A 15,555-nucleotide genomic window follows, 5' to 3' on the forward strand; every position below is an offset into this window, starting at 1 on the left:
CAGGTCTTTCAATGATTCGATTGACAGACATGAGAAAGGACTTCCACGACCTTCCCGTGGCCTCGTGCGCCGTGCTGGCGCTCGGCGAACCCACCCACCGGGAACCCGCCTTCGGGTGGGTACGCAACGAGCTGTTCGCCCGGCTGACCCGACTCGGCTTCCGCTCGATCGCCCTGGAGACCGACCGCGTGGCCGCGCTGCGCGTCGACGACTTCGTCAAGGGCGGCGACGGGGATCTCGACGAGGTGGCGCGGGTGGGCTTCTCCCACGGCTTCGGCGATCTTGAGACCAACCGGCGCCTCGTCGCCTGGATGCGCGACCACAACGCAGACCTGCCGCCGGAGGAGCAGCTGACCTTCCACGGCTTCGACGTCCCGACGGAGACGACCAGCGCCCCCAGCCCGCGGCGCTGTCTCGAGCACGCCCGGGACTATCTGGGGCTCGACCTCGACCTGACCGGGCTGTTCGGCACGGACGAGCAGTGGAGCCGTACGGAGGCGGTGATGGACCCGGCCATGTCGGTCGGGGCCACGCCCGAGGCGGAGCGGCTGCGGTCCCTCGCCGACGACATGCTCACGCTGCTCCACGCCAACGCCGCCGAACGGATCGCGCAGACCTCGCGCGCGGCGTGGCTCCGGGCCAGGACCCACCTCACCGCCGGCCTCGGTCTGCTGCGCTACCACTGGCAGGCGGCCCAGCGCCTGGAGAACAACACCCGGCTGTCCCGGCTGTTCGCCACCCGGGACGCGCTCATGGCGCAGAACCTCCTCGACATCCGCAGCATCGAGGGCCGCCGGGGCGCGACGCTGGTCTTCGCCCACAACGTGCACCTCCAGCGGACCCCGAGCACCTGGAGCCTGGGAGACCTGCGCGTCGGCTGGCCCGGGGCCGGCACCGTCGTGGCACCACTGCTGGGCGAGCAGTACGTCTTCGTCGCCGGCAGCCTGGGCCGCAGTGAGGCCATCGGGCTGGGCGACCCCGAGCCAGGCACCCACGAGGGCGTTCTGCAGGACCGCGTCACCGACTGGGCCCTGGCCCCCACCGGCACGGCAACCGCCGCCCGGCCCAGGACGGACACGACCCCGCAGCAGGGCTACTTTCCGCTCGACCAGGCCCTCCTGGGCACCGCCGACGCGGTCCTGCACGTCCGCGACGGCGCCGCCGTCACCCCGTCGGGGGACCTCCTGCGCACCCCCGCCGGTGCCGGGAGCGGGCACTGACAGAGACAGGAAGGATTCGCCGGGCTCCCCGGGCGCCGGAGATTAGATTCGCCGTCGATCAGGGAGCCTCCCGAAGGAGCTGACCGCGCTTGAACACGGTTCCTGCACTGTTCGAGTCAATCGTCGCCCGACGGGGCAATGAGCCCGCCCTCGTCGACGGGGAGGGCACCCTCGGGTACGCGGAGCTGAACACCCGGATCAACCGGCTCGCCCGCAGGCTCGTCGCGCACGGTGTCGGTCCCGACTCGCTCGTCGCGATCGCGATGCCGAAGTCGCGAGAACTGATCGTGGCGATCATGGCGGTGCTCAAGGCCGGCGGCGCCTACCTCCCGCTCGACCCGGACTATCCGGCGGAACGCCTGTCGTTCATGCTGTCCGACGCGCGGCCGGTGCTGCTGCTGCGGTCCTCCTCGGTGGCGCCCCTCGGCGCGGGTCCGGAGGAACTCGTCCTCGACGACCCGGCGTTCCGTGCCGCGTGCGCGGCTCTGCCGGGGCACGACGTCGCCCAGCACGAGCGCCGCGCCGCACTGCGCCCCGAGCACCTGATGTACGTCATCTACACCTCGGGGTCGACCGGAACGCCCAAGGGTGTCGCCGTGCCGCACAGCGGTGTACGCGACATGGCCGCCACCCAGGCGGCCGTCCTGCGGGCGGGCCCGGGCGACCGCGTGCTCCAGTGGGCGTCCATCAGTTTCGACGCCGCCTTCTGGGACGTGTCCCTGGCGCTGCTGTCCGGGGCGGCCCTCGTGATGGTGCCCGCCGACGACCTGCTGCCGGGCCATCCGCTGTGGAACACCTTGCTCAAGTACGGCATCACGCACGCCGTACTGCCCCCGGTGGCGCTCAGCGAGACCGACGCCGAGGACGTCCTGCTCGGCGGGACCGTCATGTCCACGGGGGACAGCTGTACGCCGACGCTGGTGCGCAAGTGGTCGCGGGCACGGCGGATGTTCAACGGCTACGGTCCGACCGAAGTGACCGTCGGGGCGACGATCGCCGGGCCGGTGCGCGACGCCGGTGACATCGGGATCGGCACTCCGTGGGTCGGCAAGGAGGTGCATGTGCTCGACGAGCGCCTGCGCCCGGTGCCGCCCGGCACGGAGGGCGAGCTGTACATCGCGGGCAGCGGGCTGGCGCGCGGCTATCTCAACCGGTCCCCGGCGACCGCGGGGAAGTTCGTGGCCGACCCGTTCGGGCCGCCGGGCACCCGGATGTACCGCACGGGCGACCGGGGCCGCAGGGGGCCGGACGGCGAGCTGTTCTTCGCGGGCCGCTCCGACGGCCAGGTGAAGCTGCGCGGTTTCCGCGTCGAACTCGGTGAGATCGAAGCCCGGCTCGCCGCCCATCCGGCGGTGGACGTCGCCGTCGCCGTGGTGCGGGGTGAGCTGGCCGACGCGCATGTCGTCGGCTATGTCACCACCACGGCGCCGATCGAGCCGGGTGATCTGCGCGCCCATGTCGCCGAGTCACTGCCCGCGCACATGGTGCCCGCACGGGTCACGGTGCTGGAGCGGTTCCCGACACTGGCCAACGGCAAGATCGACCGGGAGGCCCTGCCGCAGCCGGACGCGGGCGCCGAGGGACTCCCGGACGGCGGGCGGGCGCCGGAGGCCGTCGAGGCGGACGACTGCGCGGCCGTGGTCTGCGCGATCGTGCGGGACGTCCTCGGGATCCCGGAGGTGGCGGCCGCCGACAACTTCTTCGAGCTCGGCGGGCACTCCGTGCAGGCGACCAGGCTGGTCGCCCGGATCCGGGAGCGGTTCGAGGTCGCGCTGTCGATCCGGGCCGTGCTGGAGGCGGCGACGATCGGCGAGCTGGCCGCGGCCGTCGAGAGCCGGCTGCCCGGCTGACGGCCGTCAGCGGAAGGCGACCGGCAGACTGGCGTAGCCGTTCAGGAAGTTGGAGTAGATCGGGGCGGGCTCGCCGCACATCTCGATCTCGGCGACCGATTCGGTGAGCGCGCTCAGCAGTGCGCGCAGCTCCGCCCGGCCGAGGAACGCGCCGACGCAGAAGTGCGGGCCGTGGCCGAAGGAGAGGTGCTTGTTGGGCGAGCGGGTCGGGTCGAACCGGCGGGGCTGGTCGAACACCTCCTCGTCGTTGTTGGCGGAGGTGTTCCACAGTGTCACGATGTCGCCCGCGCGCACCCGCCGGCCGCCTATCCGCATGTCCCGGGTCGCGGTGCGGGCGAAGTGCATGGCCGGAGTGGCCCAGCGCAGCACCTCCTCGACCGCCGTGTCGATCGCGGCCGACCCTTCGCGCAACGCCCGCCACTGGGCGGGGTGCTCGGCGAACGTCTTCACCGCGCAGATCGCGGACACGCGGGAGGACTCGTCGCCGCCGAGCACGAGGCTGTAGCAGTTGAGCGCGGCCTCCTCCAGCGTCAGCGGGCGGCCTCCCGCCTCCGCTGTCGCGATCATGCTGATCACGTCGTCGCCGGGGTCGCCGCGGCGGTGCCGGGCGAGGTCCATGAAGTAGCCGATGATCTCGTTGCGGGCCTCCAGGGAGTCCAGCCGGTCGGACTCGGCGTCGTCCGAGGAGAGGGCCAGCTTGTTCCAGCGCAGCAGCTTCTCGCGGTCCGCCTCCGGGATGGAGAGCAGATCGCAGATCGTGTTCATCGGGATGTGCTCGGCGACCTCCGCCGCGAAGTCGATCTCTCCTTGCCCCGCAACGGTCTTGATGAGCCGTGACGTCCGCTCCCGTACCTTCTCCGCCACCGCGCCGAGGACGCGCGGGGAGAAGGCGCGCAGCATCAGGTTGCGCAGCTCGCGGTGGCGGGGCCGGTCGGTGACCGCGAGCATCTTGCCGCCCGCCGAGTCACCGCCGCTCAGCAGGACGTCCAGTACGGTCCCGCGAGCGGAACTCAGGGAGCGCACGTCGGCGTAGCAGGACAGCACGTCGGCGTGACGGGCGACGACCCAGAAACCGGGTTTTCCCTCGTGCCAGTACACGGGCCGGTGCTTGCGCACGTCGCGCCAGAACTCGTACGCGTCGTGCCGTACGAAGGCGGTCGCGTCGGTCAGGTCCAGCTCGGTCGGGGTGGTCATGCCCACATGGTCACATCGGCGGCGCCGACGCCGGGAAGCTCTTGCGCAGGTCTTTCTTCTTGAATGAGAGACGAAAGATTGCAGATCAGCCCGTTCCTTCCCGTGTCACGCTCAGGAACATGGGTCGTTGGACGCGCCGGATCGTCCGGCTGCGGCCGGCAGATCACCTATGACGAGGAGGCGGCGTCCTGAGTACTCTGACGTATGGGGACTATCTCCACATGGAGACCCTGCTTTCGCTCCAAGAGCCGCAGGCCCCCCAAACAGTCGGCCGGGCGGTCGTCCTGGCCGAACAGTTCTTCATCATCGCCCACCAGTCCTGCGAGCTGTGGCTGAAGCAGCTCGGGGCTGATCTGGACGCCGCTGCCGAGGCGCTCCTGCCGCCCTGCGACCCGCACGACCTGGAACTGGGACTGGAATTCCTGCTGCGGTCCGGCGACCTGATACGGGTGCTTCAGCAGCAGTTGCTGGTGCTGGAGAAACTGCCGCTGCGTTACTTCGCCGAGTTCCGGACCTATCTGGACACGGCGAGCGGCGCGCAGTCCGCGCAGTTCCGGCGGCTGACGGCACTGCTGGGCAACAGCCACCACCAGGGCACTCTCTACGAGGCGTTCGCGGCGGCGGTCGAGTACCACGGGCAGTCCGTGCACGACGTCTGCCGACGTGGCGTCGAGTCCGGCGTGCTGCACCGCCTCGCGGAAGCGCTGGTGGACTTGGGGAACGGATACTGGCACTGGAAGGTGGCACACCTGGCGCTGGTGTCGAAGATGATCGGCGAGCAGGGCGGAACCGGCGGTTCGAGCGGTGTCGACTTCCTTGCCCGCCGAGTCACCCGGCCCTTCCCCGAACTTCGCCGGCTGCGCGGGAAGGTGCACCACTCATAGCCATTCGGCCGCCGATGGGCACCCGTGCATGAGGGCCTCCTGTGGTCGGGCGTGGATGTCGCAGTCCACACCGACCCCAGAAGGCCCTCACTTGTTCGAACACCCCGCACCCGTGTCACCACCGTGCCGGGGCAGCCACCTAGCGGGCTTCGACCTCCAGGGCGTAGCCGCGGCCCCAGGCCGTGCGGATCACCAGGTCGGTCGGTGACAGACGGCGGCGGAGCCTCATGATGTGCAGGTCGAGCGAATTCCTCGTCGGCCTCTGCACGCATTCCGCGAGCCGTTGTGAGAGTTCATGCCGGTACACCACCTCCCCGAAGTGCTCGATGAGCAGCTCCATCAATTCGGTCTGGACGTTGGAGATGGTGATCGAATGCGAACCGAAGGTGAGTGTTCCCGCGGAGTCGAGGGTGGGTATCTGCCGGCTGTCGAGCCGGTTCTGGAGAGCCCTGACCCGGGCGTCGAGATCGTCCCGGGAGATGGGTGCCCGGACCCAGTCCTCGAAGGGGTCGTTGCAGACCGGCGGACGGGCGCCCGCCTCCACCACGAGGAGACGGGGTACGCCGTCCCTCCTGCATCGGTTCCGAAGGTCTGTTTGTGCCGGCCATCGGACGAACATGACATCGCTGGTCGTACATCGCACAGCCTGCGCCTCCCCGTCGACGCACAGAGATGGTCACTGTCATCGTCGGCCGACGGCGGTCTCACGTCGGCCGAGCAGCCGCAACGGGCTAGCCGTTCATCGCCTCCCGGAGGCTGCGCGGCCGCATGTCGGTCCAGTGCTCCTCCACGTATGCGATACTCTCCGCCCTTCCGGCGGGGCCGAAGACGCTGCGCCATCCGGCGGGCACCTCGGCGAAGGCGGGCCACAGGGAGTGCTGGTCCTCGTCGTTGACCAGCACGTGGAACTGGCCGTCCTCGTCGTCGAACGGATTGGTGCTCACCTTTTGTCCTCCAGATCTCGTTTCAGCACGTGCGGGTTCGATCAGGGTCACTGCGCTGCCCGCAGAATCCGGTTGATGGTGCGGCTGATCTCAGCCGCGTTCCGCGGCCAGTACATCTCGTTGTGAGCGCAGGCGATGTCGATGCGCTGCAGACGACCGTCGACGTGTTCCTGCCAGAGCACGTCCAGGTCCTCGTCCAGTTCCCGCTTGTCGTGGGTCTCCGGGTCGAGGAGTGCGTTGAAGAAGACGACGTCACCGCGGTACCGCGGTGAGGTGAACCGCCGCATCTGCTCCATCTGTCCGATGAAGATCGAGGAGGCGGTGGTGACGAGCGACGGGTATTCCTCCATCCCTGCCAGGTGTCCCATGTAGTTGGCGAGGTAGCGGCGGACCATGGACTCGTCCAGCGCTTCCAGGTCGGCGAAGTGGCTGGAGGGCGCGGCGTCCAGCAGCGCCAGGAGTGCCACCTCGTGTCCGCGGCGCTGGAGTTCGGCCGCCATGGCGTGCGCGAGGGTGCCGCCGAAGGACCAGCCCAGCAGGTGGTAGGGGCCGCTCGGCTGGACTTGGAGGACCTGCCCGAGGTAGTCCTCGACCATCTCCTCGATGGAGCCGGCCGGCGCAGTGGTCCCGTCGAAGCCGCGTGCCTGAATGCCGTACAGCGGCCAGGCCGGGTCCAGGTGGCGGGCGAAGCCGAGGTAGGGCCAGCTCAGCCCGCCGCCCGGGTGCAGCCACCACAGAGGTGGCTGTTGCCCCTCGGTGCGGATCGGCAGCAGGACGGCGAACGGGTCCTCGAAGTCGGCGTCGGCGTCGGTGGTCAGCTGTGCCGCCAGTTCGGCGACGGTCGGATACTGGAACACCGTGCGGATCGGGACGTCCACGCCCAGCTTCTCGTGGATCCGCCAGACCAGACGCGTCAGCCGCAGGGAGTGGCCGCCGCAGGCGAAGAAATCGTCGTCGATGCCGATCCGGTCCAGGCCCAGCACCTCGGCGAAGAGCGCGGCGAGTTCCTCCTCGCGCGGAGTGCGCGGGGCCCGGTGTTCCCCGCCGACCGGGTCCGGCTCGGGGAGCGCGGCCCGGTCCACCTTGCCGTTCTCGGTGAGCGGCAGCCGGTCGAGGACGACGATCTCGGCGGGCATCATGAACTCCGGCAGCCGGCCGGCGAGCCGCTCGCGCAGCACGGAGGGCAGCCGGGAGGCGCGGCGGGAGACCGCGGGGACGTTCGCCGACCGGGCCGAGGGGGCGCCGGAGGGCCGGTACAGACCGTCGCAGCAGACGGCGTCGACGTCGGGCAGGACGGCCGCCTCGAAGCAGTCACCCGCCTGGGCCGACCACGTGCAGTACACCGCGAGCCCGCGCCGGGCGCCCCATGCCTCCAGTTCGGCGGGGTCGAGCGTGCCGCCCAGTTCGGCGGGAGCGCCCCATTCGGCGGCCTCGCCGGCCAGGCGGGCGTTGGGGACGCGGGTCAGGCGGAGCCGGCCGCCGTGCCGGGCCAGCGCGCTCTCCAGGTCGGCCAGTTCGCGGACCTCCGACGCCCAGACCGCCTCGGGCAGGTCGCCGAGGTCCAGCGGCTTCGCCGGCGCCTTGTGCAGCACGACCTCGTAGCGGTGGCGGGTCAGCTCGTTGTGGTGGGTGCCCTGCTTGAGGCGGATGTCGGCGGCGACGGCGTCCGGGCGTGCCTCGGCCCAGCGGGTGAAGAAGCCCGGGTCGACGACGAGTTCCTTCTCAGCGAGCACCGCGCGTTCGACGGCGGCCTGCACGGCGGCCGGGCCGTCGGCGGGCTGCCGGCAGCGGTGCACCGCCGCGGCGAACGTGCGCAGGGTGCGGTAGTTGCGGACGTCGCCGAGCACCACGCGCCCGCCGGGTGCGAGCCGGTCCATCGCGAGGTCGAGCACCCGGGTCAGGTAGTCGGCGTCCGGGAAGTACTGCACGACCGAGTTGAGGATGACCGTGTCGAAGTACCCGGCGGGCAGGCCGTCGGCGTCGTCGGCGGGCTGGCAGCGCAGGGTCACCTTGTCCGACAGCCGCCGGTCGGCGCTGGTCTGGGCGCGCAGTCGTTCGATGACGGGCGCCGAGAAGTCGGTGCCCCAGTACTCCTCGGCCTCCGGTGCGAGCGGGCCGAGCAGCAGACCGGAGCCGACGCCGATCTCCAGCACCCGGCGCGGGCGCAGGGACCGCACTTGCCGCAGCACCGCCTCGCGCCAGGACCGCATCTGCGCCAGCGGGATGGGACGGCCGGTGTAGGAGCTGTTCCAGCCGGTGAAGTCCTCGCCGACCGTGTCGGTGGCGACCTCTGTCGCGCCGTACATGGTGTCGTAGATCTCGCGCCACTCGCCGACCTGTTCGACGGCGTCACGGCCGGTGGAGGCGGTGCTGTCGGGCACCACGTAGGCGACCATGCGGCGTTCGCCGAGCCGGTCCCGGCGCACGGCGACCACCGCGTTCGCCACGCCGTCCTGTTCGCGCAGCACCGCCTCCAGCTCGCCCGGCTCGACGCGGAAGCCGCGCAGCTTGAGCTGGTCGTCACTGCGGCTGACGTAGTGAAGGCGACCGGCGGTGTCCCAGCGCACCAGGTCACCGGTGCGGTAGACGCGCGCTCCGGGCTGTGCGGACGGGTCGGGCACGAACCGAGTGGCGGTCAGGCCCGGGCGGCCCGCGTAACCGCGCGCCACGCCGTCGCCGCCGATGTACAGCTCGCCCACCACGCCGCGTGGCACCGGCCGCAGCCGGTCGTCCAGGACGAGGAGCCGGCTGCCGTCCATCGGGGTGCCGATGGGCAGCGGGTCGGTGCACTGCGCCGCGGAGGCCATCCGGTGCCGGGAGGCGAACGTGGTGGTCTCGGTCGGGCCGTAGCCGTTGACCACGGTGACGCCGGGGCAGGCGTCGAGGACCGCGCGGACGGCGGTCGGCGACAGGACGTCCCCGCCGGCCCACACCTCATGGACGGCACCGAAGCACTCGGCGTGCTGTTCGGCCATCACGGCGAACAGTCCGGCGGTCAGCCACAGCGCCGTCACCTCCCGCTCGACGATCACCCGGGCGAGTTCCGCGGTGTCCGGCCGGCCGGCGCGGGCCACCACGGCCGTGCCGCCGCCGAGCAGCGGCACCCACATCTCGTACGTCGACGCGTCGAAGGTGTGCGGCGAGTGGACGAGGACGCGGCGATGGGCGCCGGTGCGGAAGCAGCCGTCGAGCGCGAGGTCGACGACGTTGCGGTGGGTCACCTCCACGCCCTTGGGGCGTCCGGTGGAACCCGAGGTGTACATCACGTAGGCGATGGCGTGCTCGCCGACGCCCTCCACTTCGGGCGGCGAGTCGGGCAGCCCGTCGAGATCCTCCTCGGCGAGTCCCTCGTCCACGGTGAGCGCCGGATCGAGGTCCGCGAGCAGGAAGTCGATGCGCTCGGGCGGGTAGGTCGGGTCGATGGGCGCGTAGGCGGCACCGGCCTTGAGGACACCGAGGATGGCGGCGACGAGCAGTGGCGAGCGTTCCATCACGAGCGCGACGCGGTCGGCCGGGCGGGCGCCGCGGGCCCGGAAGCGATGCGCGAGGCGGTTGGCCCAGCGGTCCAGTTCGGAGTAGGTCCAGGTGAGCGTGGAGTCCGCGGAGACCAGCGCGGTGGCGTCCGGCGTCGCGGCGACCGCGGCGGCGAACCGCTCGGGAAGCGTGCCGGCCTCGAACCCGGCGCCTCGGGCCGGGCCGCCCCAGGCGCTCAGCGCAGCCCGCTCCTGTTCGGTGAGGACATCGACGGATCCGATGGGCGTGTCCGGCGCCGCGACCGCTTGGCGCAGGAAGTGCAGCCAGCGGTCGAGCAGCGTCCTGACCGTCCCCGCGTCGAAGAGTTCGGTGGCGTACTCCGCGAAGCCCTCGATGCGGGCCGGTGCACCTTCCTCGTCCCGTTCGGTGACGCTGATGAACAGGTCGAAGCGCGCGGTGCCCAGGGAGAAAGGCTCCTCGGTCACGGTCAGGCCGGCCAGGTGGAACTCCGGCCGCGTGTTGTTCTGGAGCGCCAGGCACACCTGGAAGAGCGGGTGGTGGGCGGGCGAGCGGACGGGGTTGAGCATCTCGACCAGGTGCTCGAACGGGATGTCCTGGTGGTCGTAGGCGGCGAGGCTGCTCTCGCGCACCCTGCCGACGAGTTCGGCGAAGGAGGGGTCACCGGAGGTGTCCGCGCGCAGCACCCACGTGTTGACGAAGAAGCCGACCAGTCGGTTGAGCGCCTCGTCGGTGCGTCCGGCGATGGGCGAGCCGATGGGCACGTCCGTGCCCGCGCCGAGCCTGGTGAGCAGCGCGGCGAGGGCCGCCTGGAGCACCATCGACACCGTGGCGCCGGACTCCCGGGCCAGCCGGCGCACGCCGTCGGTCAGCTGGGGGTCGAGGGCGAGCGGCACCAGATCGCCGGCGTACGACGCGACGGCGGGCCGGGGCCGGTCGGTGGGGGGCGTGACGGTCTCGGGCAGGCCGGCCAGCTGGGTCGTCCAGTAGTCCAGCTGCCGCCGGTAGAGGCTGCCCGGGTTCTCGCTGTCGCCCAGCAGTTCCCGCTGCCAGAGCGTGTAGTCGGCGTACTGCACGGGAAGCGGTTCCCACTCGGGCGCCCGGCCCGCGCGGCGGGCCTCGTAGGCGGTGGTGAGGTCCTCGGCGAGCGGGAGGGCGGACCAGCCGTCGGCGGCGATGTGGTGCGCGCCGATGAGGAACACCGCCTCGCGTTCGCCGGTCCGCAGCAGCCAGGAGCGGAACGGGATCTCGGCCGCCAGGTCGAACGGGCGGCGCGCCGCCGCCCGCAGGACGTCGGGCAGTTCGGCCTCGGTGACCTCGCGTTCCTCCCAGGGGACCTCGACCGCGGCCGGTGGCAGGATCCGCTGGTACGGCTGCCCGTCCGCCTCGCCGAAGACGGTGCGCAGCGATTCGTGCCGCACGACGACGTCGTGCACGGCGCGGCGCAGGGCGGCCGGGTCGAGCTCACCGCGCATCCGCAGGGCCAGCGCGACGTTGTAGGTCGCCGAGGGTCCTTCGAAGCGGTGGATGAACCACAGCCGCTGCTGGGCGTAGGACAGCGGCAGCAGTTCGGGCCGGACCTGGGGCCGCAGCGGCGCGCGGAGGTGGTTCAGGGTGGTCAGGTGCGCCGCGAGTTCGGCGACGCTGGGCGACTGGAAGACGGCCCGGATGGGGATCTCCACTCCGTGCTCGGCCCGGATGCGGCTCACCAGCCGGGTGGCCAGGAGGGAGTGGCCGCCGATGGTGAAGAAGTTGTCGTCCACGCCGACCCGGTCCAGACCGAGGACCGCGGCGAACAGCGCGCACAGCGACTCCTCCTCCGGTGTGGCGGGGGCCCGGCCGCCACCGGCCGTGTAGTCCGGCGCGGGCAGGGCGCGCCGGTCGGGCTTGCCGTTGTCGGTCAGCGGCACGGCGGCGATGGGCACGATGGCGGCCGGGATCATGTACTCGGGCAGGGTCTCCCGCAGATGGCCGCGCAGGGCGGGCAGCAGTGCCGTGACGGCGGCGGCGGCCGCGGGGTCGTTCGCCGGGGTGCGTCCGTCGGTGGCCGGCAGGTACGTGCCGGTGAGGGGGGTGCCGGCCGCCGGGCCGTCGCGCAGCACGACGACGTCGAGCAGGTCGACCGCGTCGGCCGACCAGGTCGGCACCGCGTCCCAGCCGTGCCGGGCGGCCCAGGCGCGGATCTCGGCGGGGTCGAGCGGAGGCAGCTCGGGCGCGGCGGAGCCGTCGAGGTCGAGGGCGCGGGCCGCTGCGGCCTCCTCGGTGAGGCGGGCGTTCGGGATTCTGGTGATCCGCACCGCCGGCTCGGGCCGGTCGCCCATGCGGTCGGCGAGCCGGCCCAGGTCGCCTTCCCAGGCCAGGGTGGGGACGCCGTCGAGCCGTCGCGGGACGTCCGCCGGTTCCGTGCCCGGCTTGTGCAGCACGACCTCGTAGCGGTGCCGGGTCAGCTCGTTGTGGTGGATGCCGTCCTTGACGCGGATGTCGGTTCCGGCCGCCCCGGCCCGGTGTGCCCAGCGCAGGAACCACTCGGGGTCGACCACCAGTTCCTTCTCCAGCAGCACGGCCTGGTCGACCGTGGTACGCAGCACGGCCGGTGCCGCATCGGGGTGCTTCGCCCGCTGGACGCCCGTCTGCAACGTGCGCAGGGAGGCCGCCCGCCGGATGTCGCCGAGGACGATCCGGCCGCCCGGCGCGAGCAGTTCCCAGGCACCGTCCAGGACCCGGGCGAGGTAGCGCTCGTCCGGGAAGTACTGCACGACCGAGTTGAGCACCACGGTGTCGAATCCGCCCCGGGGCAGTCCGGTGAGATCGTCGGCGGCCTGGTGGCGCAACCGGACCCGGTCGGCCAGGCCGGCCCGGGTCACCTGGTCGCCGAGCCGGTCGATCACGGCCCGGGAGAAGTCGGTGGCCCAGTACTCCTCCACCCGGCCGGCGAGGTGCGCGAGCAGGAGTCCGGTGCCGACGCCGAGTTCGAGGACGCGCTCGGGTGACCAGCACAGGACGCCTTCCACGGCGGCGTCGCGCCAGGCCCGCATCTCGTCGAGCGGGATCGGTTCACCGGTGGAGGAGTTGTTCCAGCCGGTGAAGTCCTCACCGAATCCGTGTCCGCTGTCGTCGGAGTAGGTCTGGTCGTAGACCTCCTGCCACTCTCCCACCTGGTCGTCGGTGCCGCCGGCGGGCGGCAGGGCGCCGGTGTCGGGGACGACGTAGGCGACCAGCCGCAGGTCACCGGGCTGGTCCTCGCGGGCGGTGACGATGGCCTGGCGGACGGCCGGGTGCCGGACCAGGGCGTGCTCGATCTCGCCGGGCTCGACGCGGAACCCGCGCAGCTTGACCTGGTTGTCGGCGCGGCCGAGGAAGCAGATGTTGCCGTCCGGGAAGAAGCCGGCGCGGTCGCCGGTGCGGTACAGCCTGTCGCCCTCACGCGCGCTGAAGGGGTCACGGACGAATCGTTCCGCGGTCAGCTCGGGTCGGTTGACGTAGCCGACGCAGAGGCAGTCCCCGCCGATGTACAGGTCGCCCTCGACGCCGACGGGGCACGGCTCCATGTTCTCGTCGAGCACGTAGTAGCGGGCGTTGTCGATGGGACGGCCGTAGGGGATGCTGCGCCAGGACGGGTCGATCTCCCGGACCCGGAAGTAGTTGGACCACACCGTCGCCTCGGTGGCGCCGCCGAGGCTGACGATCTCCGCGCCGGTGAACACCCGGCGGACCTCGTCGGGCAGCGACAGCGGGGTGTAGTCGCCGGAGAGGAACACCAGGCGCAGGTTGTCGGTGCCCTCGTACCCGCGTTCCTCCGTGAGCAGGGACGCGACCTGGTTGAGGGTGGTGGGCACCGAGTCCCAGAAGGTGATCGGCTCCGTGAGCAGGACGTCCAGGAGCAGCTGCGGATCGCGTTGCTGGACGGCGTCCGCGATGTAGACGCCACCGCCGCAGCCGAGCAGGCCGAAGATGTCGAAGACGGAGAGGTCGAAGCCGAGCGAGGTGACGCACAGGACGACGTCGTGGGGGCCGAACGCGAACGTGCGGTAACACCAGTCGAGCAGGTTGTGCACCGGGCGGTGGGTGACCGCGACACCCTTCGGCTTCCCGGTGCTGCCGGAGGTGAAGATGATGTACGCCGTGTTGTCCGGTCCCGCGGCCGGTTCCGGATCGTGGTCGGCGCCGGGCGACCGGGCGTCGGCGAGTTCGACGAGCCGGACGCCGTCCGGAAGGGTCCAGCGTTCGGTGTCCGGCGTGGACAGCACGAGGGAGCAGCCGGCGTCGGCGAGCATGCCGGCCACGCGGTCGGCGGGCAGCGCCGGTTCGAGCGGCAGATAGGCGCCGCCCGCCTTGAGCACGCCCAGAACGGCGGCGATCATGGCCGGCCCACGGGGGACGCCGACGCCGACGACGGTCTCGGGGCCGACGCCGCGTTCCTTGAGGTCCCAGGCGACGCGGTTCGCCCACCGGTTCAGCTCGCCGTAGGTCATGGTGCCGCCGGCCCAGCGCAGGGCGGTGGCGTCCGGGCGCCGGGCGGCCTGCTCCTCGAAGAGCAGGTGGACCGGTCCCGGGCAGTGGACGGGGTGGGCGGTGTCGTTCCACTCGACGAGGATCTTGTGGCGCTCGGCGGCGTCGAGCGTGTCCCCGGACCGGCCGGGCCCTGCCTCGGCCGCTGCGCCGACGGTGGTCCTCGGATCGGCCACGACCTCCTCGACAACGGCCACGAACCGTGCCGCGATGTCCTCCACGGTGGAGCGGTCGAAGAGGTCGGTGGCGTACTCGATCTCACCGACGACGGAGCCGGTGGAGTCGTCCGGCGCCAGGTTGAAGAACAGGTCGAACTTCGCGCTGCCGGTGGGCAGCGGTTCCATCGTCACGGTGAGACCCGGCAGGTCAAGGTGCGGTGGTGTGTTGTTCTGCCACGCCAGCACCACCTGGAACAGGGGGTGGTGCGCGGTCGACCGCTCCGGCCGCAACAGCTCCACGAGCCGCTCGAACGGCACATCCTGGTGATCGTAGGCAGCAAGCGCCTTGTTCCGTACCTGTTCAAGCACCCTCTCGAAAGTCCGGTCCGCGGTCACCTGCACGCGCAGCGTCCAGGTATTGACGAAGAAGCCCACCAGTTCGCTCAGGGCCTCCTCCGTACGGCCCGCGATCGGCGAGCCGATGGTCACATCCTCGCCTCCCCCCAGCCGATGCAGCAATACCACCAGGGCGGCCTGGAGCACTATCGCCGTCGTGACACCATGGGTTTGCGCCAAATTCTCCGCGGCGGCGCGCAGTTCGGCGGACAACCCGACCGGAACCGATCCGCCTCGGAAAGTCGCCACCTCGGGACGGGGCCGGTCCAGGGGCAAGGGAAGAGGCTTGGACACACCCGCCAGTTCCTTGCGCCAATAGGCGCTCTGCACCGAGACGACGCTGTCCGGATCCTTTTCGTCACCCAGCATTTCCTGTTGCCACCGCGCGTAGTCCGAGTACTGCACGGGCAGTTCGGGCCAGTCCGGTGCCGTCCCGGTCACCCGGGCCCGGTAGGCCGTCGACACGTCACGTGCCAGCGGGGCCAGCGAGCCGCCGTCGCCGGCGATGTGGTGGATCACCAGGACGACCAGGAACTCCTCGTCGCCGCTCTGGAGGACGCAGCCGCGCAGCGGCACGTCCGTCGACAGGTCGAACCAGCTGCTGCTCACCGACTCCACCACGCCGGGCACCCGCTCGGGGGCCACCCGGCCCCAGTCCTGCCAGGGCAGGTCGATCTCGGCAGGGTCGAGAACACGCTGGTACGGCTGGCCGTCGGTCTCCGCGAAGACCGTGCGCAGGACTTCGTGACGCACCATCACGTCGCGAAACGCCGCCCGCAGCGCGACGGTGTCGAGCGGGCCGTGGCAGCGCAGGAGCAGGGGGATGTTGTAGGTGGAGGAAGGACCTTCGAAGCGGTTGATGAACCACATTCGCCGCTGCGCGTACGACAGGGGGGTCATGGTTTTTT

At 71.4% G+C, this 15,555-nt stretch carries 7 protein-coding genes; 3 read left to right on the forward strand and 4 right to left on the reverse strand.

Annotated features, from left to right (window positions below; genetic code table 11):
• The first annotated feature begins 11 nt into the window (after positions 1-11).
• Both ACH5AC_RS14620 and ACH5AC_RS14625 read left to right on the forward strand, forming a co-directional pair.
• Entirely contained in the window at positions 12-1,220 is a 1,209-nt protein-coding gene (locus tag ACH5AC_RS14620; RefSeq protein WP_398862101.1) for an erythromycin esterase family protein, read from the forward strand.
• 89 nt (positions 1,221-1,309) lie between these two features.
• Positions 1,310-3,070: an amino acid adenylation domain-containing protein gene (locus ACH5AC_RS14625; RefSeq protein ID WP_398862102.1), complete on the forward strand. Its 1,761-nt coding sequence runs from the start codon at positions 1,310-1,312 to the stop codon at positions 3,068-3,070.
• 6 nt (positions 3,071-3,076) lie between these two features.
• Here ACH5AC_RS14625 and ACH5AC_RS14630 read toward each other — a convergent pair whose 3' ends face one another.
• Positions 3,077-4,264 (reverse strand): cytochrome P450, encoded by a 1,188-nt coding sequence (locus ACH5AC_RS14630; protein WP_398862103.1) that lies wholly within the window; start codon positions 4,262-4,264, stop codon positions 3,077-3,079.
• A 197-nt stretch (positions 4,265-4,461) separates the two neighbouring features.
• Here ACH5AC_RS14630 and ACH5AC_RS14635 point away from each other — a divergent pair, with 197 nt between their 5' ends.
• Positions 4,462-5,148, forward strand: a complete 687-nt coding sequence (locus ACH5AC_RS14635; protein ID WP_398862229.1) for a tryptophan 2,3-dioxygenase family protein — start codon at positions 4,462-4,464, stop codon at positions 5,146-5,148.
• A 139-nt stretch (positions 5,149-5,287) separates the two neighbouring features.
• Here ACH5AC_RS14635 and ACH5AC_RS14640 read toward each other — a convergent pair whose 3' ends face one another.
• The 3 genes from ACH5AC_RS14640 to ACH5AC_RS14650 form a co-directional block, all read right to left on the reverse strand.
• A complete protein-coding gene (locus ACH5AC_RS14640; protein ID WP_398862104.1) occupies positions 5,288-5,695 on the reverse strand; it encodes a helix-turn-helix domain-containing protein in 408 nt (135 codons plus the stop codon).
• Between the two features lie 184 nt (positions 5,696-5,879).
• Positions 5,880-6,092, reverse strand: coding sequence for an MbtH family protein (locus tag ACH5AC_RS14645; protein ID WP_398862105.1), 213 nt, complete (start codon positions 6,090-6,092; stop codon positions 5,880-5,882).
• Positions 6,093-6,139: 47 nt separating this feature from the next.
• A complete protein-coding gene (locus ACH5AC_RS14650; RefSeq protein ID WP_398862106.1) occupies positions 6,140-15,547 on the reverse strand; it encodes an amino acid adenylation domain-containing protein in 9,408 nt (3,135 codons plus the stop codon).
• Between the last annotated feature and the right edge of the window lie 8 nt (positions 15,548-15,555).

Origin of the sequence: Streptomyces sp. NPDC018693 (genome assembly GCF_044391385.1) — a bacterium.
Classification (GTDB): Bacteria; Actinomycetota; Actinomycetes; order Streptomycetales; family Streptomycetaceae; genus Streptomyces.

Excerpts from the sequence above, each read along its gene's own strand:
- ACH5AC_RS14620 (WP_398862101.1), top strand. The coding sequence starts at position 12 with ATGATTCGATTGACAGACATGAGAAAGGACTTCCACGACCTTCCCGTG.
- ACH5AC_RS14630 (WP_398862103.1), bottom strand. The coding sequence starts at position 4,264 with ATGACCACCCCGACCGAGCTGGACCTGACCGACGCGACCGCCTTCGTA.
- ACH5AC_RS14650 (WP_398862106.1), bottom strand. The coding sequence starts at position 15,547 with ATGACCCCCCTGTCGTACGCGCAGCGGCGAATGTGGTTCATCAACCGC.